The sequence below is a fragment of the Nocardioides sp. Soil796 genome (assembly GCF_001429525.1).
Taxonomy (GTDB): Bacteria; Actinomycetota; Actinomycetes; order Propionibacteriales; family Nocardioidaceae; genus Nocardioides.
This window is the reverse complement of the sequence record NZ_LMSQ01000001.1, coordinates 57,735-76,947: the sequence shown is the minus strand read 5'-3', so window position 1 is coordinate 76,947 and position 19,213 is coordinate 57,735. Positions and strand designations below refer to the sequence as shown.

Genomic DNA, 19,213 nt, shown 5'->3' with positions numbered 1-19,213 from the left:
CTCGGTCTCGCGGACCCGGTTGGTGGCGTTGCCCTCGGCCTTGCCGAACGTGGCGTCGATCAGGGCGTCGAACGTGGCGTCGGTCATGGTCTGCTGGATCAGCCGCTCGGCCTCGACCTGGAACGCGTCGACGTAGGTGACGGTCAGCCCGAGCGCGTCGCGGGCGGCCTGGACGGCGGCCTTGGCGTTGCGCGTGTGGCGGATCGAGAACGACGACTCGTGNGACCGGGGTGACGAGGATGCGGAACGCGCTGGTGCCGTCGTGGCTGTTGAGCGCGGCGATGTTGAGGTCGACGCGGTCGGTGCCGCCGACCGTGAGTGAGTTCGGCAGCTGCATGGTGATGAACACCTGCCGCCCGCCGCGTAGCGACCCGGCTGTGTCGAAGATCGCGCCGGACTCGTCGGCCAGCAGGTTCAGGAACTCGGCGTGGTCCTCGTTCTGCAGTGGGGTGTAGCCGCCGCCAACGACGCCGAGCGCCTCGGGCTGGCCGGTGAACGGGGTAGTGCGCACCGTGGCGAACCCGGGGACCTCGATCGGCGTGACGCCGCCCTCGCTGACCTCGGCGGTGGTGAGCGGCAACTTGCGCACCTCCCAGCCGCCCAGGTGGCCGAGCGTCATGGCCTCCTCGGCGGAGAATGCGCGGTCGCGGACGGTTGTGCCCAGCCGGTGCCAGGCGTCCTTGCGGGCGAAGACGGCGGCAGCGTGCGTGCCGTGGGTCTCGATCTCGTGTGACATGCGGGGTCCTCCCGGGTAGCGGATCAAACGAACTGAGTTCATTCTATGGTTTCTATTCCACTGAGGGCGGTTCTCCACAGGGAGAACCGGCCTCGGGTGGGGGAGGGGCGACGCGTCAGGCGGCGCTGTCGCTGGCCTCGTCGGCGTTGGCCTCGCCCTCCGTGTCGGCGTCCGGCTCGGGCTCCTCGCCGAGCAGGATGCACTCGACCTCGCTGGGCTGGTAACCCCACTCCACGAGCGCGCCGAGCACGCGGGCGTCCCACGCGCTCGGGTTGCGCCAGGAGTGCTTGCCGGTGGTCGCCTCCCATGCGGCGACGACGGCGGCGAGCGTGGTCATGGTCGCGGCCTTCGGAGTGGTCGCCTTGGTGGTGATCTTGCGGCACTCGTCCTGGCCTGCGCCGTAGTAGCCGGTCGGGGCCGGGATGCCGAGCAGCGTGAACAGCATCGGGTGCCGGTGGTCCATGGCCTTGCTCAGCGAGTGGTGGCCGGTGACGACCGCCTCGCAGATCAGGGCTTCGGCTCCTTCCGGGGCCGTCTTGCGAGCGACGAACCCGGCCAGCCACTCGCGGCGCACCGTCTCCGCACTGGCCCACGCCTTGTTGTAGGCGATCACACGGCGGCGCTCCTCGCGGCGGGCCTCGGCCTCCTCCTCGCTCTCGCCCGCGTCCTCGTCGGCGGTGCTGCCGCTGCTCGCGCCGCCACTGACGCCGCCACGACGCCGCAGGCCGGAGGCGTCGAGGTCGGTAACGACCCACACCGGCACGTACTGCTGGTAGGGCTCGGCGGGCTCGTAGTCGTCGGCCTCGTCGTCGGCCTCGTCGTCGGTGTCGTCCTCGCTCTCGTCGTACTCGTCCTCGGGGTAGACCCACTCCTTGACGACGTGGACGCGAGCGCCCGGGACGCTGGGCCACTCCTCCTCCGGCACCGGCTCGCCCTCGGCGTTGAGCAGACGCTCGATGCGCAGCACCTCGTCAGCCGCCGCGACCTCTTCGGCGGTCAGTACCGGCAGGCCCTCGCCGCGCAGCCGCTCGACCTCGGCGGCGTCGGCCTCGCGCTCGGCGACCTCGTCACGCAGCTGTTGTGCCTCGTGCGTCAGGGAGCGGCGGAAGCGCTTGGCGTACTCCAGGCGCTCCACGGCCTCGGGGTCGTGCTCGAACTCGGCGAAGATCGCGGCCTCCTCCAAGGTCAGATCGCCGGAGTCGNCGGTTGCGGGTCTGGTCGGCCTTGGTGACCGCCAGGGCGGCGTTCACGGTCGGGCGGTCGATGCTGGTGCGCTTGGCGATCTGCGCTGCGCTCACGCCGAGCAGGGCCAGCTGCTCCACGCCCGCGACGATCTCGGTCTCGCGCATCCCGGCTCGGTGGATGTTCTCGACCATCTGGTCACCGATCCGGTCGGTCTCGGCGGGCTGGGGGACGACCCGCGCCGGGATGAGGCCGGTCGGGGTGCCGACGTCGGCGGCGGTCACGGTGCGGCGCTGGCCGCGCAGCAGGACGTACTGGCCGTTATCGTTGCGGTAGACCGTGACGGCCTCGATGACGCCGCGCTCCTTGATCGACTTGCGGAACTCCTTGTGGTCGGGTCGCAGGTCGGTGCGGACGTTGGTGCCGATGATGATGTCGGCGGGGTCCAGGTGCAGGAACTCCTCAGCCGGGGCGGCGTCGGTGCCCTCAGTGGTGGTGACGGCGTCGGTCTGGATGGTGTCGGTCATGCGGCTGTCCTCCGTGAGTAGAATAGAAAGAACTGACAGGACCAAGTCTCCCAACGGGGCCGACGCCTACCGGCTCACAGCGCGAACCTGTGGAAAGGTGGGCACGTCCGGAGGGTGGGGAACACCCCGCTCCTACGGAGGCGGACTCCGCTGCGGCGACGCGGCGCAGCTGCACCCTCGTAGCTGTCTGGACGGAAGGAATCGAGCGAGAGTGGGAACGGCTGCACACGGCCCCGCCCGGGAATGCAGCGGCGTTGGTGTTAGCGCCAGGTGCTGCAGCTGGCGCTGGGCCAGGGGAGTGGCGGCATGAGGAGCCAGACCACGACCCCGGTCGGCATCTACTGGAAGCCCGGCGTGTGGGACCTCGCCCGATCGGCCTACGTCGCCGACCTGGACACCGACCCCGACTCGCCCGGATCGTTCGTCGGCTGGCTCGCCCAGGCGCTCGAGCTGCACGCCCGGCGCTCGCCCCAGCAGCGCGCCGAGCTCGCGGCCGCCAGCGAGAAGCATCCCGCCCTGGTCAGCGTGACCCGCAAGAGCTTCAACAAGAAGCACGACCTGCCGGCCTCCACCATCGAGGCCGTCGAAGACGCGCTCGTGGCCGACCGCCAGGAGCTCGGCCGGATGCTCGCCCGCTCCGCGTTCGCCCAGGAAGCGGTGATCGCCGCGGGCGAGGAATCCCGCCGGCGGCTCGGCCACGACCTGCCTCCGCCACCGCAGAAGCTCAGCAACCGACCGCCGCGGCGGCGGCCGGCACGGTAGGCCCAGCTGGTGGCCGGCACAGTTGTGTCGATCCCTGCCTCTCGCGTCCTTCTCAGCGCCCCGATCCGGTACCCGAGAGCCGGTCGGGGCGCTTCTTTGCGCCCTCACTGCGCCCTGAGGAGCAGCTCCTTCGCGAGCACGAGCGGAAACGAACAAGTTCGGCCCAGGTGATCGCTGCGGGAGCCCGACGGGACCTAGGTGACTGCGGGACCGATTCCGACGTCTCGCAGTCACCTAGGAGGAACTCATGTCCACCACCGTCACCTTCGCCGGCAACCTGGCCGAGGCTCCCGAGCTGCTCTACACCCGCGAGAACAAGCCGTTCGTCAGCTGCCGGGTCCTGGTCAACCGGCGCGTGCAGAACGACGAGGGGGAGTGGGTCAACGACGGGCCCACTGCCCACAACTTCAATATCTTCGGCTCGGCCGCCACCCACGTGCACGACAGCTGCGGATCCGGCGACCCGATCTTCGTCCACGGCCTCGAGCGCACCGAGAGCTGGCCGGACAAGGAGACCGGCGAGAAGCGCACCAAGGACGTCGTGGTCGTCGACAGCCGCTTCGGCGAGGTCGGCGTCTCGCTCAAGTACGTCTCCGCGCGCATCGATCGCGCCGCCCGCCCGGCCCAGGCCAGCTGACCGCGGGGAGGGTTCCGATGGATCTCGTCGTTCAGTCCCCGGACGAGCTGCTCGCCGCCGTCCCGCATGTCCTCGGCTTCAAGCCCGAGGAGTCGATCGTCCTGGTCCCGTTCGGGCCCGGGCTCCCGATCACCCGCGTCGACCTCCCGACCAGCGCGACCGCCCGCGAGGAGGTCTGGGACGCCATCAGCGGCCCCTACGGCCGCCACGCCCGCCCCGGAGCTCGGCTGGGCATCCTCTGCTTCACCGGGGACCGCCGCAGCGCCGAGCTGGCCAGCCAGCACCTGTCCAACCGACTCGAGACCGTTGGCATCACCACCCAGATCCGGCTGTGTTCCGACGGGGAGCGGTGGCGGGAGTTCAACACCGGCACCACCGGGCTGCAGACCCAGGCGACCGCCGAGCGGATCGCGGCCACGACCGTGCTGTCCGGCGCCGCCCAACCGGCCTCCAGCCGGTCCTCGCTGGCCGCCTCCATGGTCGGCGACCGCGAGCCGATCGCCCAGCTGATCCCCGCAGCTCGAGCAGAAGCCGCGGCCAGCTCGCCGGCCGCGGAGCGGGACTGGGCCCTGGACCGTCTCGAGCAGTTCCACACCGACGGCAACCGGCTCTCCGACGTCGACGGCGCACGGATGCTCCTCGCGCTGGAGAAGATCGGCACCCGCGACGCGCTGTGGGAGGGCATGACCAAGGAGAACCACACCTCCCACATGGCGATCTGGAACGACCTCACCCGCCGCGCCCCTGACGAGGTCCGCGCGGCGCCGGCCTCCATGCTCGGCTTCGCCAGCTGGCTGCACGGCGACGGCGCCAAGGCCTGGTGCGCACTCGACCAGGTGCCCGCCGACCGGCCCTACTCCATGGCCGCCGTCGTCGCCTCCGCCCTGCAGAACGGGATCCACCCTCGCGAGTGGGAGCGGTATCAGACCCAGATGCGGGACCTCGCCGGCGAGCTCGACGAGTCCTTCGTGCCCAAGCCTCCCGAGAAGCAGCGGGATCTGCCGCGCACCCAGCCCACCACCGACCGCCGGGCCCCGGGCCGCTGAGGAGACCGCGATGAACTACGACGACACAGACCCGATCGACCAGATAGACGCCACCCAGCTAAGCGCGACAGAGCGCCAGCTGCGCCGCCTGGTGGTGCCTGAGCCCACGGCCTACGCCCCCGACAAGCGCCTCGACGTCATCCACGATCCGGACCTCGACCTGCTGTGGGGAGGCGAGGCGTGAGCAGCTGCGCCGACCGGAGGTGAATCGTGAGAGGTGAAAGCCATCCCTGTCCGAAGTGTGTCTCCTCAGCATCAGGCTCGCGTAGTGTTAGTATGAACACTATGGAGGTGTCCCGGCGCGTCAACGAGAAACGTCGTGTTGGACTTCCGATGGAGCTGGCGGTGCTGTCGGGGATCAGGCCGAGGGTATGGGTCACGGTGGGCCTTGCTGATGACCGGCGGTGGGCTCTTGTGCTCACGCCGGTGCCGGCTCCGGACGATCCCGGCGCCGCGGCGCGGCGTGACCCTGTTCGACCGCGGATGGTGACGGAGGTGATGCAGGTGACGTTGCCGAAGCTGTTGATGGAGCGGGTTGGGATGAAGCCTGATGACTGGGTGTTCGTCAGCTCGCTCGGCCAGGACCGAGGGATGCGAGTGGTCCCTCAAGCGAAGGTCATGTTGCGTGAGCTGCCCACTGCGCGGGCGGGTAGGTTCGCGGGCCGCGGCGTAGTCACTCCAGCAGGTGTGTCGTGATACTCCGGGCGTTGGGCCATTCGGCCCGCCGACTAGCAGCTGGCGGCGGCGTCTCGTTGCGGGGGTGGGGGGTTACCCCCGCGGTCGCGCTGACGGATGATGTCGCCCGGGGCGCGGCTCAGGCGCACCGCAGTGACGTGGGTGGAGAGGATCGTTGGGGGTGGTGCAGATGCTGACCCGGGAGCGGCTCGGCATCGCCAAGCCCACGCCACGCGGTTTGGCGCATTGGCACGATCTGCAGCCGGCCGAGGCCGCCGAGTTCGTACGCCGTGACGTGGTCGGTGCAGGGGTGTGCCTGCCGGCGGTGTGGTTCTGCGACGGCCTGCTGGTGCCGGTGGTGTCGTGGGACGTCGAGGCTCTTGAGGGGCGGGTCGCGACTGGGCGGGGTCCGGTGCTGTACCGCTCCATCCTGGCCGACCGGCTCGAGCACGGGCGCGACCACATCGAGCCTGCCGTCCTGCGCATGGAGGCCTTCATAACCCTGTGGCCGCTGTCGGCGGCGCGGGGTGCACTAGCTGCTGCCTCGGCCTACGCATCGGCGGTCGCGGCCGTCCCCTCGCCCCCAGGGGCAGATGGCTGGGATGTCTTCGAGTGCGACTACTACGGGTTCACCGTGGCCGAGGTCAACCCGGTCGGCGCTCGAGTGGTCGTCGAGGGCCTCGGACGCGCCAAGCACTCCGAGGGCGGGGTTGCGCACCAACGTCGCCTGATGGAGGAGCAACTGTTCGACGTGGCTCTCCGAACGGGCGTCACGCCAGCCTGCTGAACGAGCGCTGCGGCTGAGCCGGAGGCTAGGACAGTGGCGGCAGACTCGGCGCGAGCTTGTGCCACGCGCCCTGGAACTTGGGCGGATCCCAGTTAAGGCCGGTCTCTGCGGCGATCTCCATGTTGGTGACCTGCGCGTGGTTGCACTGGCCGACCCAGGCGTGCTGACGGTGCAACGGGCTCGAGGCGTCGAGGATGTTCTGGCCGAGCTCTGCGATGGCTGTCAGTGAGTGCTGGTATGCCGCGACCTCGTCGTGGATGTGGCTCAGGGGCCGGTTGAAACAACGATGGCACCCGCAGATCCATCGTTCCTGGTGCTCCTGGTCGAGCGCGATCGCGGTGTTGAGAGTGTCCAGGGCCCGGTAGGCCATCGAACGGGGCACGTAGATCCCGATCCGCGCTCCGCCGTTGAACCCGCCGCCCTTCTCCTTGGTCGGGTAGAGGTGTCGCAGCGCCGTGGTCGTCCCGACGGCGCCGAGGCTCGCACCGAAGGCGACTGCGCCGATCACGGAGATGTCGCAGCGCAGCAACGCGATCTTGACCTCGGCCTCGGCGAGCAGTCGGACCAGTCCGGCGACGGCGTCCTGGACGCCGAGTGGGTCGTTGTCGTGCTCGAGCACCAGCGCGACCGGGACTGCGGCTTTGTTGATCTCGGCGATCAGGCTGGCGACGTCCTTCTTGAGCCAGTCGAGATGGAGTGGGAGCACGGCGACCACGTCAGGCCCGAGAGCGCGTGCCTCGTCGAGAACCGCGGCAAGAGCCGTCTGCTTCTCCGCCGGCACGTAGGGGGAATCAGTGAGGGCCGCGGAAAGGCCGAGCTCGCGCTGCACGGCGACCCATGCCGGGTCGAGGTTTGAGCCCGTAGCCGTGGCGACAGCTCGGTTCTTCCCGGCATACCTGTTTGCGTCGGCTAGCACGACAATCTCCGCGCGCACCGGTTGGGCGGATGCATCGGCAGGAGCGGCTGCGGCGATCGTGACTCGGCACTCACTGACCACGCGCCGCAGTTCCTTGATGCGGTCCTTCATCCGCGGGTTCAAGGTGAGCAGGAGGCCGGTCTCCTCAACCGCGACCAGGGCAGCCGCGGCGCTGAGGTGACGTGTCGCGCACGCGGTCTGCAAGAAAAGGGACGGGCAGCCTGCGAACAGCGGGTTCGGGCTCGGAAAGCGGCCTGCGGCGGACCTGGCCCCGACCTCTCCGATCTGCCCGGACAGGACGTCGACCTCGCGGCCGATCACTACACCGCGCCCTGCGGCCGGGTGGGCGTGGCTGTCGTCGCGGGCTCCGCGGTGGATGCTGCTGCGGATCTGCATCCGGGGTCTTGCTCCTTCCACCTGGCTGGGTGTGGACAGCCTAGGCCGCGAGGCCGACGGCTCGACGGTGTTCAGCGGCGGTTGTGCATGAGTCGCTGTCTGATCGTTCCTGTGGACGACTGCGCCGTCGGCGTCAGCGGCCGGGTTGTGTGCCTGGCCGTTCATGGCTGCACCAGCCGTAGCGGGGTCGCGGGAGGTGTCTCGCGGGGCGGTCGGTAGTGGGCCTTGAACGGGGCTGGGAGCATCCCGGCGGTCTTGGCGAGCTCGTCGATGGTGTAGCCGTGCTGGCTCAGGTGCACCTCCATCACCCTGGTCAGGGTGCTGGGAGTTTCGGCCGGCAGGGCACCGGGCTCGAGCTGCTTCCAGCCCAGCTGGTTGAGCCGGATCTGGAACTGGCGATACTGCCGATCGGAGATCTCGTCGAGGTCGTAGGCGCGCCGGATCAGTGCCGCGATCGACATGCCCCACTGGGCCTTGAGCTGGATGAGCCGTGGGAAGTCGCGGGTGGTCAGGCCGGCCAGCTGCGGTGCGATCTCCTCGGCCGGGGCGAGGAACTCCGCAGCGAAGATGTCGGCCTGCTTCTCCTGGTCGTCCTCGGGGATGGTGTGGAGGAGCAGGTGAGCGAGCTCGTGGCAGGTGGTGAACCTCTGCCGGTCGGCCGGCAGACCGAGGTTGACGACCATGATCGGCGGGCGCCCACCGTCACGTGGCCAGGTGGACACCGCGTCTTGGGCGTTGGTGACCAGCGACCGTGCCACCACGATGATGCCAACGGCCTCGAGCACCTCGACGACGTTGTGGATCGGGCCGGTCGGGACTCGCCAGGAGGCGCGTACGGCGCGTGCCGCGGCCGCGGGGTCGCCGTCGAACAGGTCGAGGTCGAGACGGTGCAGCTCGGTGTCGGGTACGAGCTCGATGCCGCGCAGCAGGCCCTCGACAGAGACCCGGGTCAGGTGAGTGAGGGCCTCGATGCGCCGCTTGGTGGAGGCGTTGATCTTGGAGTGCCGGCGCCGGTGGTGCATGCAGGTGACCTCCAGCCCCTGCACGGGGGTGTCGTCGACCAGCAGCTCGACCGGGCACTTCAACGCGTCCGCCACCTTGAGGAGGTTCTCACCGGTCAGGGGCAGCAGGCTCGACTCGACCTTGGAGATGTAGCCCTGGCTCAGACCGGCGGCCTCGCCCAGGTCGAGCTGAGTCAGGCCGAGCGACTCCCGCACGAGGGTCACCATCCGCGGCCGTGCCTGGTCAGACACCACGACCTCCTCCGGGGCGAGAGCCGGCTGCGAGGCGCTTGGCAGCGGCCGTCTGCGCCGAGCGGATGATCGGTGGCGACAGCGGCGCGAGCGGCATCTGCACCGGGCCGGCGACCGAGCCAACAACAGGGGTCGTGCTGGTCATGCTGGTGAGTGGGATCGGAAGAGAGTAGAAGACGTCGGTGAAGCCGAGATGGCAGACCAACTCGAGGCGCGAGATGTTCTCCTCGGCGGTGTCCAGGACGTAGCCAGCGGTCAGGACGGTGAACGTCTCCATGCCCGGCAGGCACGGGTCGCCGAGGTGGTAGGCCAGGCTGAGCGCCCGGTCGGAGTCGCTGCGGCACAGGCCGAGCTCGGAGGTGAGCTTGCGGAACCGGACCCTGAGACCGCCGCCGGCCAGGCTCACCCACGGCCGGCCGAACTGGTCGTCCTCCACGGTGGCCTCAGGCACCCGGTTGAAGATGCGGTGGGCCGGCTCACGAGTGAAGTCCGAGACCAGCATCCCGCGCGAGGAGGCGCCGGCAAAGGCCATCTGCGGCGCCGCCAAGCGGCGGGTGGTCGCGAACCCGCCCCACGCTTCGATGAGGACCTGACCGAAGAGTGGAAGGTGCCTCCCCACTGCCTGCGCGACCGCCTCGTGGCTCGCCGGCGCGGTGACCGGGAACTCGTTCGCCTCGCTCGATGCAGTCATCTCGATCCTCTGCTCGGAATGCTCTGGGAATGAAAGCGTAGCATTTGTGCCGGGCAGATCGGCTCCGGACTGCTCGTGGGTGTTGCCGAGTCGTCTGTGTCTGACCCTGCGGGTCGCCGGCCAGAAGCCATCTCCTCCACTTCGGTCGCGGTGACGTCCGGGTGTTCGCGACCTCGGGCGGGATAGTCGCCAGCTGAGGTAGATCGTCGTACGCGTCGCGCCATGCTCCCCAGCCACGGTCGGTCTGCATATCGGCGAGGCTCGACATCAGCCACTCGAGCAGCGGCATTCGCCAGGCGTTTCGCCGCCAGAAAGGTCGAATGGCACTCCGAATCTCTTAGGCGATCGAACGTGGGCGCTGGAAGAATCGCCGAAGGAAGCGCATGTGGTCCGTGTGGTTGCCGTTGCCGCGCGCGAACATGAAGAACTACGGGGACAGGACGATGGACCACTTCGACGAGGGTTTGCGTTGCCAGGACGTGCACTCCGGCGTGCGGAACGTCGACCCGAACTCGCCGGTGCTGCAGCCGCTGGTTGACACCCGGATCGTCGGGATGGCGGCGACCGTCGCGGGCCTCATCCGCGGCAACGACGTCATCAAGGACGCGCAGGCGCTGATGTCGATCGCGGCCAGCCAGCTTGATGTTGACATGCTGGCGTTCAACGAAGTGGTCACGCTCCTGGGCGACGCCGGGTTCGTAAGCGGTATCCAGCGCTCGGGCGGCAAGATCCAGACCTTCACCGAGAACGTCCCCTACTACGACGATCTGTACACGCGGCTCGGGGAGGTGTGGCAGGACCGCAACCCGACCGAACTAGAGAAGCAGCTCCTGGTGGTTGTCGACGGGCTGTCCGAGGCCCCGGTGCCGCTGGAGGAGCTCGAGTCGACCTTCGCGCTGGACCACGCCGATGTCCCGCTGATCGTGCAGTTGGCCATGGACTCCGGGCTGATGCAAAAAGTGCAGGCCATCGACGGCGACATCGTGTACTCGCCATTCTTCGGGTTCGAGAACCCGGCCCTGCTCGGAGAGCTCGTGAACAGTCACGGTGGTGATCAGCTCGCGGAGGAGTTCGCCGCGGTCCGGGCGAAGCAGGGGCTGGCCATCTCTCCGACCACGCACCCGCTGCTGACCGACGCGGTTGCGAAGGGCCTCATCATGGCGCCGGCCGTGACCGTTCCTGGTGGGGGTGCGCAGCCGTTCGCTGCGCTGCCATACATCGCGGATAGGAAGCTCCTGACCGCCCGCAAGCCCGTTCTGGACAAGGCGCTCGCGGTCATCGCGTGTCTGCGGTGCGCGGAGTCGTTCGGTGGGTATTCGAGTCTGGATGCAGCCGGGCTCATCAACGTCATCGACAAGTTGCTGGACCCGAACCGGGGGTTCTTGGCGCCGCACAGCGGTCACAAGCGGCAGTATGAATTGATGCGGAACGCCCGCCTCATCGAGTTCGCTCCGGACACATTGCCTGGCGGTCGGTGGGTGACTCCTCGGTTCATCGACACCGCCGACAACCGGGAGGCGCTGAAGCTTGCGCGGGAGCTGCTGACGCACGGTGAGCTGGTCGAGCACCGGGTCGATGACGCGCTGGCGCGGGAAACGCTGGCGTCGGACCGGTCGTACGTGGCGCCGATGCAGACCGTGCATCGGCTCCGGAAAAGTGCGCAGCCTTCGGCGAAGCAGTTCGACAAGATCTTCGAGGCGGCGATGGGAACGAGGTCTCTGTGAGCGAGCTCGATCTGGGCCTGAAGGTAGGCGTCCGGTCGCTCCTGTGGTCGATGGGTTTCTCGACCCGACTCGACGTGGTGCTGCGTGGTCACGAGCGTGCTGACGGAGGGCCGGCAGAGACGTTCACCGACCTAGACGTTCTCGGGGTCTCCGTCACGCCGGGGTACCGGCTGTCGACGACCATCGCTGATTGCAAGTCTGGCAAGTCGGACAAGCCGACCGCCCGGATGTTCTGGGTCCGCGGTGTCGCTGACCTGTTCGGCGCCGACGACGCCATGCTGGTGCGCGAGCACGAGGTCCTCGACTCGACCAGGCAGCTGTCGGACAAGCTCCGCATCACGGTGCTCCCCTCAGCGGACCTGGCCCACATGCAGACCCTGCACGGTCCGCCGGTGCCCGAAGGCAGCCCGCTGGCCATCTTGTTCGACAAGGCCGCAGCAGAAGCGCACCTGAAGGCGTACACGAACCTGGACAAGCGGTTGAAGCCGCTCATCGATTACCGCGACTTCGACTACTGGATTTACGACGACCACCGCAACCCATTCCAGCTCGTCGCGCACCTCTCTGACGCGGTGAAGTTCCTCAAGCCGAAGGACCCCGACCACCTGTCGCTGTTCTTCGACCTGGCGTGGCTGTACCTGGTGACCCTCATCAAGGTCACCGAGCACGTGCGAGGTGCTTTCCTTTCTGACCCCGACCGCGGGCTCCAGGAGTATCTGTACGGCGGCGCGACCGGGCTGAAGGAGAAGAAGCAGGTCGCTCAGCTCCTGCAGTCACTACGCCCTGACGGCGCGAAGGAGCGCGACCACCTGCCTGAGTACTACCCGACGCTCCGGGAGCTCGTCACCCGGCTGATGCGGCGCCCTGACCACATGCAGAACGCGCTCCGGCAGGCCGAGGCTGCGTCCGCGTTCGCCGCGGCGCGGCAGCGGATGACGCTCTCGAACGCGTTCGGTGACGAGTTCGATGAGATCGCCGCCAAGTTGGTCGCGGACGTCTGCGGGTTCCTGGTGACCGCGACCGGCATCGACCCGGAGTTTCGGGTACAAGCTCGCGCCTACCTGCTGGGGGAGTCGGTTGCGGAGGTCTCCGTAGCTGGCGCAGCGAAGGCCTCCGCGGGCGCGATGGCCGCGAAGAAGACCCCGGCCAAGAGGTCGACGGCGAGTCAGGCGACGAATGCTGCTGAGGCTGACACAGCCGATGGATCGGATGCGACCTAGCTGGCGCTGAACTTCTTGGCCCTGGGTCCCATTGTCGTCTTACCTGTTGGGTCATCGACCTTCTCTGTAGAAGACCAACCTTGTGCAGGGTTACTCGCTGCTTGCGGGTGTCGATCTTCTCAGGGTGCGCCGAGTTCGGTGATGCCATCGCCATTCACTGCCGTGGGCTTCTCATCCTGCACTTCCGCGAATGCCTGATCGATGGCGGCCCTCGTACGCTCGGAGCTGCTGGGCATGAGGTGCGTGTACGTCCGCAAGGTGAAGCCTGGATCGCTGTGTCCTAGGTATTCAGAAACCGCGCGGATCGACTCGCCGGCGTCCAGCAAGACGGATGCGTACCAATGGCGGAGGGCGTGCATGCCGTTATCCCGCACCTGCTCGATGCCCACGCGCGCCTGCGCGGGCTTCCAGAGGCGCGTGTTGAAGTAGTTGCGGTTGAGGGCCGAGCGTTCGCGTGTCGTCAGTATGAGCCCCGCGCTCGACTTCCTCTCAACCTCGGGCGCGCCCCACGGCAGCGTGACACTGCGCCGCGGGTAGGCGGCGAGGTGGCTGCTGAGTTCCGTCCCGACACTTTCGGGCAGTGGGACGGTCCGGGTCTTGTCGCCCTTCGGCAGACCGAAGACCAGGCGGTTGCCACCGAAGACCTTGACCTGACGCCTCACCTCGACAACTCCACGAAGGAAATCGACATCCTCGACTGCCAGGCCGAAAACCTCGCCTTGACGCAGTCCAAGTCCCGAACCCAACGTCACCGCGATCCTGTACTGCGGTGGCAGCGCGTCGTGCATGGAGGAAACCCACTCTGACGGCCACGGCACAACCTTTCGTCGCGACGTGGCGGGCCGTGTCACTGAACTCGCCTTGCAGGGATTCTTGGCGATCATGTCGTCATCGACTGCAGCAGAGAAGATGGCGGACACGTTTGAGAAAATGACGCGTCGATAGGTTTCGGCCATCTCCATCGACCGGAGAAGTTTCTGGATCGTCGACGGCTTGATCTGGCGAAGTTCGAGGTGTCCGAGGGTCGGGAACACGTGGAGCCTGAGTCGCAGCTCGGTCGCCTCGTAGGTCAGCGGACTGAACGTCCGGCTTGCCAGCCACTCCTCGGCATACGTCCGAAACGAGATCCTGCCCGCGTCGACATCAAGATAGGTTCCACGGAGTTTGTCCGCCTCGACTGTGTTGCGAAACGCGACCGCCTCGGCTTTGCGTCGGAAGGTCTTGCGGCGTTGCCGCCCCTCGGGATCTCGGTAGTTGACGACGTAACGAGGGCTGCCGTCGTCGGCTGGCCTGCCAGAGCTAACGCTGGCCATGGCTGTCCTCGGCACAATCCGATCGAGGGACAAGTCGTGCTGCCGGATGTCCCGTCGCTATCGCCGGTCCCGGGTCTGGCCGAGGACCCGTCGGGATCACTGATTCTCCTCGAGTCGAACCGTCCAATTGATGACGGTTGCTGCTCGCCAGCGCAGGTGCTTGCCGACACGGAAGCCGGCGGGACCGTAGCCTGTCGTCCGCCACGAGTAGATGGTCTGCTTGGTGACGCCGAGGTAAGACGCGACATCGTCGATGTCCCACAGTTCCTGCGCATCGACCAGCCTGGGTGACCGGCTGCTGGCGTTTCCGCGACGCCGCGGACCGAAGACTCCCGGTTCCGCAGTCGGCACGTTCGAGTTTGTTGCCATCATCAAGCCCCTCCTCGCGGCGTTGACGAACGTTTGGTCTACGGGCACCTATGTCCGACAACCGCGCGGGAGCGATCACGCAGGTGGAAATGATCTGGCAACGCGCTCGCCGAGCATCCGCTACGACGGTTGTCAGCTCATGCGATGCGACGGCGACGATTCGGGCGACCGAGTTACGCCGAGACCCCCAGGGTGGACCGCCCGGGGAGCGCCAAGAGACGAGCCTGGCGGAAGGTGGCGCTCCCGAGATTTGTACTGGATTTGTAACAGGCGAGCGGCTAGCAACAGCAAACGCCGCCGAGCGACCAAAGGGTCGCTCAGCGGCGTTTCTGCAGGTCAGCGGCTGTTTGTTGCGGTTGTTCAGCGTTCCTGAACGACCGCAGCCGGCGGCCCGGTTAGATGTCGTAATAGAGCTCGAACTCGTGCGGGTGCGGACGCTGCTGCACAGGCGCGATCTCCTGGGTCCGCTTGTAGTCGATCCAGGTCTCGAGCAGGTCGGGGGTGAAGACGTTCCCGACGGTGAGGAAGTCCTGGTCTTCCTCGAGGGCCTTCAGCACCGCGTCGAGCGACGTCGGGACCTGGGCGATGTCGGCCATCTCGTCCGGCGGCAGCTCGTAGATGTCCTTGTCGATCGGGTCCGCGGGCTCGATCTTGTTCTTGATGCCGTCGAGGCCGGCCAGCAGCAGCGCCGAGAAGGCGAGGTACGGGTTGGCCGACGGGTCGGGGCAACGGAACTCGATGCGCTTGGCCTTCGGGTTCGAGCCGGTGATCGGGATGCGGACACAGGCCGAGCGGTTGCGCTGCGAGTAGACCAGCGAGATCGGGGCCTCGAAGCCGGGCACCAGGCGGTGGTAGGAGTTCACCGTCGGGTTGGTGAACGCCAGCAGGGCCGGGGCGTGCTTCAGGATTCCGCCGATGTAGTAGCGGGCCATGTCGGACAGGCCGCCGTACCCGGTCTCGTCGTAGAACAGCGGCTCACCGTTGTTCCAGATCGACTGGTGCACGTGCATGCCGGAGCCGTTGTCGCCGAAGATCGGCTTCGGCATGAAGGTCGCGGTCTTGTCGTTGCGCCAGGCGACGTTCTTGATGATGTACTTGAACTTCATCACGTCGTCGGCGGCCTTGAGCAGCTCGTCGAACTTGTAGTTGATCTCGGCCTGGCCGGCGGTGCCGACCTCGTGGTGCGCACGCTCGACCAGCAGGCCCGACTTCTCGAGCTCGATGACCATCTCGTCGCGCAGCTCACCGAAGTGGTCGTACGGCGCGACCGGGAAGTAGCCGCCCTTGTACTTGACCTTGTAGCCGCGGTTCGGGCTCTCCTCGGTGCCGACGGAACCGGAGTTCCAGGCGCCCGCCTCGGAGTCGATGTGGTAGAAGCCCTCGTTCGCATTGGTCGCGAAGCGGACCTTGTCGAAGACGTAGAACTCGGCCTCGGGGGCGAAGAACGCCTTGTCGCCGATGCCGGTGCTGGCCATGTAGGCCATCGCCTTGCGGGCGATGTTGCGCGGGTCGCGCGAGTAGGCCTCACCGGTGATCGGGTCGTGGATGAAGAAGTTCACGACCAGCGTCTTGGCGACGCGGAACGGGTCGAGGTACGCCGTGGTCGGGTCCGGGAACAGCTGCATGTCGGACTCGTGGATCGCCTGGAACCCGCGGATCGAGGAGCCGTCGAATCCGAGGCCGTCGTCGAAGACCGACTGGTCGAAGGACGAGACCGGCACGGTGAAGTGCTGCATCACACCGGGCAGGTCGCAGAAGCGCACGTCGACCATCTCGACGCGTTCGTCCTTGAGGTACTTCAGAAGCTCGTCGCTATTCGCGAACATTCGTCCTCCTTGGCCGCAGCCCAGGGGACTGGTGCGACCGCAAGTTTTCGAGCGGATCAGATTTCCGGTGCGGCACTGCACCAGTGGTTGCCCGTAAAAGTAGCCACAGGCAGTTTCTTGACCGTATCCGGTTTGTTTCGCGCATGTAACACCTGAGCCGTGAATGAGACCCAATCCACCGCAGGTAGGGTTCTCGCCGTGCCACAAACCGCTTCCTGGGCCCAGCGGATGCTCGCCCTCCTCATCGACTGGATCGCCTCGACCCTGGTCGTGATGCTCTTCATGGGCATCGAGGACTGGAGCAGCGACCGGTTCTCCGGGCTCTACACGATGGCGGTGTTCATCCTCGAGAGCACCGTGCTCACCGCGTTCGTCGGCGGCTCGTTCGGCAAGCAGGTGGCCCGGTTGCGCGTCGTACGCTTCGACGGGAGCGGGGCACCTGTCGACCTGCTGCACGCGCTGATCCGCAGCGTGATGATCGCCCTGTTCATCCCGCCGCTGGTGTTCCGCCCGGACGGCCGCGGCCTCCACGACATGGTGGCTGGCACGTCCACGGTGCTGCTACGAGACGCTTCCGGCGATCTTGGGGACCGCCGTTAGATTGGTGCGCATGCGCACTCTTCACCGTCGCCCCGCCCGGCACCGTCTGGCGACCGCCGCGGTCGTCCCGCTGCTGATCTTCGGCGTCACCGCCTGCGGACCCGACGACGACGGCAAGGCGGGCTCCTCCGAGGAGTCCACCTCGGCGTCGGTCGACTCCTCCGGCGACGGCGGTACGTCGAGCAGCGTGGCCCCGGTGGGCGAGGAGGTCGACGCCAAGGAGTTCGCCAAGGAGATCGAGTCGGCGTTCAAGGGCATCGACACCGCGCACATCACCATGGAGCTGGTCAACGCCGGCCTCGTGATGACCGCCACCGGCCAGGTGGACTACACGGGCGAGAAGCCCAGGATGTCGATGGAGATGTCGGCCCCTGCCTTCGGTGAGCAGTCGATCCAGGCCCGCGTCGTCGACGACGGGATGTACCTGGCGATGCCGATGCTGGGCGCCGGCACCGAGGACGTCTTCTACAAGATCGACCTCGACGACCCGAACAACCCGATGGCCGCCAGCCTCGGCGGACTCTCGTCGTTCGACCCGAAGTCGACGGTCGAGATGTTCGGCCAGGGGCTGGAGAAGGTCACCCTGGTCGGCGAGGACTCCGTCGACGGCGCGCACACCCGGCACTACGTGCTGACCACGAACACCGAGGCGTTCAAGAAGACGCTCGGCGACCAGGCCGGCAAGGTGCCCGACACCCTCGACTACGACGTGTGGCTCGACGACGAGGGCCGTCTCGCGAAGATGACCGCCGAGCTCGACGCGCAGGGCTCCATGGAGCTCAAGATGTCGAAGTGGGGCGAGCCGGTGAAGATCGTGGCTCCGCCGGCGAGCAAGGTCCAGCCCTACCCGACGGGTGCCGCCAAGCCCTGACCGGCGTACGACGAACCCCATCCACCGGTTCACCAATGTGAGTGATGTGGGTGCGCTGGCGGGTCTGGTGGACTCGAAGGCCGATCCCGGACAGGCCGGGGTCTGGACGGAGGAGTCGCCCTATGAACGCCAGCAGGATCATTCGACGAAGCGTGATCACGGGTGCCGGCGTCGTGGCCGCCGTCGCACTCGGCACCACGAGCGCCAGCGCACACCACTGCTACATCCCGATGTACAGCCTCAACGGACCGACCTCGGCGAACTGGCTGGTGATCAACGCCGAGGAGGGTGCCGCCATGTTCGGCATCTTCACCCCGTCGTGCGACGAGCAGGTCGACGCCGGCTACGCCGCCCTGCGGGAGGCCGGGCTCCCGGTCGCGATCAAGCTCATGGAGACGCGGACCATCGGAGACCCGAAGGACGAGGGGAAGATGAACCCGAACGGCGCCAATGGCAAGGGCCTGGAGTACTTCGGTGCCGGCTCGACGTTGGCCGACGAGATGCTCGGGGTCTGGGCGGGCGCCGCGATGAACACCGTCTGCCCTGCCTGAGGCAGGGTGCACACGCGAGTGGCTCGGCGGGGTCAGCGACCGCGCAGGTTGCCGCGCTGGCCCTTCATGTTGGTCGGCACCGGGCCCTTGGGCAGCGGGATGTTCGAGCGGTTCGCGTCGAGTGCCTTGATCCGGTAGAGCAGGTCGGTCATCTCGGCACCCTTGATGTTCTTGCCGAGCTTGGTGACGTGCTTGACCAGCTTGGGCAGCGGCACCTCGCCCTCGCCGTTGCCGCAGACGATCTCGTGGATCGGCGTCTCGGAGGCGACCCGCTCGTGCTTGCGGCGCTCGTTGATCAGCAGCTGCTTGACACGGGCGGGGGAGCCCTCGCCGACGAGCACGATTCCGGGCGGGCCGATGACGCGGTGCACGACGTCCTGCTGCTTGGTGAAGGCGACTGCGGGGTCGGTCTTCCAGCCACGGCGGAGCATGCCCAGGGCTGCTGCGGCGGCGCCACGCTGGCCGTCCATCTGGTTGAACGCGGCCTTCTGCGCCCGGCGACCGAACACGATCATCATGAAGAGGATGCCGAACAGCAGCGCCCCGACGATGGCCATGACCAGGCCGAGCACGCCCGATCCGGGGAGGATGTAGAAGAGGCCGAAACCGATGGCGGCGCCGACGATGAAGGCGCCGAGCATCCAGAGCCCGATCTTCGTGTCGGACTTCTTCGCCATCTTGTACGTCTGCACGAGCTGCTGACGGCGCTTCATGTTCTCGGGTGCCACAGGGGTCGACATGTGTTTGGCCTTCTGGATATCAATCAGTTCGAATCAGTGCGGGGTGGAGACTACGTCAGACGAGCTCGCGCCGCTCCATCGCCTGCTTGTAGAGGCGGCCGGCGCGGTACGACGACCGCACGAGCGGCCCGGAGAGCACACCGGAGAAGCCGATGTCCTCGGCCTCCTCCATCAGCTCGACGAACTCCTGCGGCTTGACCCACCGCTCCACCGGGTGGTGGCGCAGCGAGGGACGGAGGTACTGCGTGATGGTGATGNGATGAGGTTGGACTTGGTGACCAGGCCGAACTCGCGGGCCGCGGTGATCACGCCGAGGGAGCGCTCGTAGGTGAACGCGGGACGGATCCGCTTGAAGATCCGCGGGACCGTCTCGACGTTGTGGGCCAGCACT

At 67.5% G+C, this 19,213-nt stretch carries 18 protein-coding genes and 4 pseudogenes; 11 read left to right on the top strand and 11 right to left on the bottom strand.

Annotated elements, in window-relative coordinates:
• Both ASH02_RS26820 and ASH02_RS00305 read right to left on the bottom strand, forming a co-directional pair.
• Positions 1 to 222 (bottom strand): annotated as a pseudogene (locus ASH02_RS26820) (DUF932 domain-containing protein); the annotation flags it as partial.
• A 1-nt stretch (position 223) separates the two neighbouring features.
• Positions 224 to 619 (bottom strand): annotated as a pseudogene (locus tag ASH02_RS00305) (DUF932 domain-containing protein); the annotation flags it as partial.
• 2,132 nt (positions 620 to 2,751) lie between these two features.
• Here ASH02_RS00305 and ASH02_RS00295 point away from each other — a divergent pair.
• The 6 genes from ASH02_RS00295 (at position 2,752) to ASH02_RS00275 (ending at position 6,352) form a co-directional block, all read left to right on the top strand.
• Positions 2,752 to 3,207 carry a hypothetical protein gene (locus tag ASH02_RS00295; RefSeq protein ID WP_082563665.1) on the top strand — a complete coding sequence of 152 codons (456 nt, stop codon included), beginning with the start codon at positions 2,752 to 2,754 and terminating at the stop codon, positions 3,205 to 3,207.
• Positions 3,208 to 3,454: 247 nt separating this feature from the next.
• Positions 3,455 to 3,844 carry a single-stranded DNA-binding protein gene (locus ASH02_RS00290; protein WP_056678545.1) on the top strand — a complete coding sequence of 130 codons (390 nt, stop codon included), beginning with the start codon at positions 3,455 to 3,457 and terminating at the stop codon, positions 3,842 to 3,844.
• Between the two features lie 17 nt (positions 3,845 to 3,861).
• Positions 3,862 to 4,890, top strand: coding sequence for a DUF4192 domain-containing protein (locus ASH02_RS00285; RefSeq protein ID WP_056678543.1), 1,029 nt, complete (start codon positions 3,862 to 3,864; stop codon positions 4,888 to 4,890).
• Between the two features lie 10 nt (positions 4,891 to 4,900).
• A complete protein-coding gene (locus ASH02_RS26530) occupies positions 4,901 to 5,074 on the top strand; it encodes a hypothetical protein (protein WP_185254947.1) in 174 nt (57 codons plus the stop codon).
• A gap of 101 nt (positions 5,075 to 5,175) precedes the next feature.
• Complete coding sequence (locus tag ASH02_RS00280) at positions 5,176 to 5,586, top strand: hypothetical protein (RefSeq protein WP_156393525.1); 411 nt, start codon at positions 5,176 to 5,178, stop codon at positions 5,584 to 5,586.
• Between the two features lie 160 nt (positions 5,587 to 5,746).
• Positions 5,747 to 6,352: a hypothetical protein gene (locus tag ASH02_RS00275; protein ID WP_056678536.1), complete on the top strand. Its 606-nt coding sequence runs from the start codon at positions 5,747 to 5,749 to the stop codon at positions 6,350 to 6,352.
• Between the two features lie 25 nt (positions 6,353 to 6,377).
• On the opposite strand, the gene ASH02_RS00270 is transcribed toward ASH02_RS00275, so the two are convergent.
• From ASH02_RS00270 to ASH02_RS00260, 3 genes are all read right to left on the bottom strand, one after another.
• Complete coding sequence (locus ASH02_RS00270; protein ID WP_056678532.1) at positions 6,378 to 7,664, bottom strand: hypothetical protein; 1,287 nt, start codon at positions 7,662 to 7,664, stop codon at positions 6,378 to 6,380.
• A 161-nt stretch (positions 7,665 to 7,825) separates the two neighbouring features.
• Positions 7,826 to 8,917, bottom strand: a complete 1,092-nt coding sequence (locus ASH02_RS00265; RefSeq protein ID WP_156393524.1) for a helix-turn-helix domain-containing protein — start codon at positions 8,915 to 8,917, stop codon at positions 7,826 to 7,828.
• A complete protein-coding gene (locus ASH02_RS00260) occupies positions 8,910 to 9,608 on the bottom strand; it encodes a hypothetical protein (RefSeq protein WP_056678527.1) in 699 nt (232 codons plus the stop codon). Before ASH02_RS00260 ends, ASH02_RS00265 begins: the two co-directional genes overlap by 8 nt.
• 443 nt (positions 9,609 to 10,051) lie before the next feature.
• Here ASH02_RS00260 and ASH02_RS00255 point away from each other — a divergent pair, with 443 nt between their 5' ends.
• Both ASH02_RS00255 and ASH02_RS00250 read left to right on the top strand, forming a co-directional pair.
• The gene (locus ASH02_RS00255) at positions 10,052 to 11,332 is read left to right on the top strand and encodes a hypothetical protein (RefSeq protein WP_056679442.1); all 1,281 of its coding nucleotides are present in this window, start codon (positions 10,052 to 10,054) and stop codon (positions 11,330 to 11,332) included.
• Entirely contained in the window at positions 11,329 to 12,552 is a 1,224-nt protein-coding gene (locus ASH02_RS00250) for a hypothetical protein (protein ID WP_056678525.1), read from the top strand. The genes ASH02_RS00255 and ASH02_RS00250 overlap by 4 nt, the downstream gene beginning before the upstream one ends.
• A 119-nt stretch (positions 12,553 to 12,671) precedes the next feature.
• Here ASH02_RS00250 and ASH02_RS00245 read toward each other — a convergent pair whose 3' ends face one another.
• The 3 genes from ASH02_RS00245 to glnA all read right to left on the bottom strand — a co-directional run bounded on the left by ASH02_RS00245 (position 12,672) and on the right by glnA (position 16,060).
• On the bottom strand, positions 12,672 to 13,865 hold the full coding sequence (locus tag ASH02_RS00245) for a tyrosine-type recombinase/integrase (RefSeq protein ID WP_235532521.1): 1,194 nt from the start codon (positions 13,863 to 13,865) through the stop codon (positions 12,672 to 12,674).
• Between the two features lie 96 nt (positions 13,866 to 13,961).
• Positions 13,962 to 14,237 (bottom strand): helix-turn-helix transcriptional regulator, encoded by a 276-nt coding sequence (locus ASH02_RS00240; RefSeq protein ID WP_082563595.1) that lies wholly within the window; start codon positions 14,235 to 14,237, stop codon positions 13,962 to 13,964.
• Positions 14,238 to 14,629: 392 nt separating this feature from the next.
• Entirely contained in the window at positions 14,630 to 16,060 is a 1,431-nt protein-coding gene (gene glnA / locus ASH02_RS00235; RefSeq protein WP_056678523.1) for a type I glutamate--ammonia ligase, read from the bottom strand.
• A 198-nt stretch (positions 16,061 to 16,258) separates the two neighbouring features.
• Between glnA and ASH02_RS00230 the strand changes: the two genes are divergently transcribed.
• From ASH02_RS00230 to ASH02_RS00220, 3 genes are all read left to right on the top strand, one after another.
• Positions 16,259 to 16,660 carry an RDD family protein gene (locus tag ASH02_RS00230; RefSeq protein ID WP_056891207.1) on the top strand — a complete coding sequence of 134 codons (402 nt, stop codon included), beginning with the start codon at positions 16,259 to 16,261 and terminating at the stop codon, positions 16,658 to 16,660.
• Between the two features lie 10 nt (positions 16,661 to 16,670).
• Complete coding sequence (locus tag ASH02_RS00225) at positions 16,671 to 17,531, top strand: LppX_LprAFG lipoprotein (protein ID WP_156393523.1); 861 nt, start codon at positions 16,671 to 16,673, stop codon at positions 17,529 to 17,531.
• Between the two features lie 122 nt (positions 17,532 to 17,653).
• Positions 17,654 to 18,082, top strand: coding sequence for a hypothetical protein (locus ASH02_RS00220; protein WP_056678513.1), 429 nt, complete (start codon positions 17,654 to 17,656; stop codon positions 18,080 to 18,082).
• 32 nt (positions 18,083 to 18,114) lie between these two features.
• On the opposite strand, the gene ASH02_RS00215 is transcribed toward ASH02_RS00220, so the two are convergent.
• The 3 genes and pseudogenes from ASH02_RS00215 to ASH02_RS26805 form a co-directional block, all read right to left on the bottom strand.
• Positions 18,115 to 18,822 carry a DUF4191 domain-containing protein gene (locus tag ASH02_RS00215; protein ID WP_056678511.1) on the bottom strand — a complete coding sequence of 236 codons (708 nt, stop codon included), beginning with the start codon at positions 18,820 to 18,822 and terminating at the stop codon, positions 18,115 to 18,117.
• Between the two features lie 55 nt (positions 18,823 to 18,877).
• A pseudogene (locus ASH02_RS26810) lies at positions 18,878 to 19,079 on the bottom strand (lipoyl synthase); the annotation flags it as partial.
• A 1-nt stretch (position 19,080) separates the two neighbouring features.
• A pseudogene (locus ASH02_RS26805) lies at positions 19,081 to 19,213 on the bottom strand (lipoyl synthase); the annotation flags it as partial.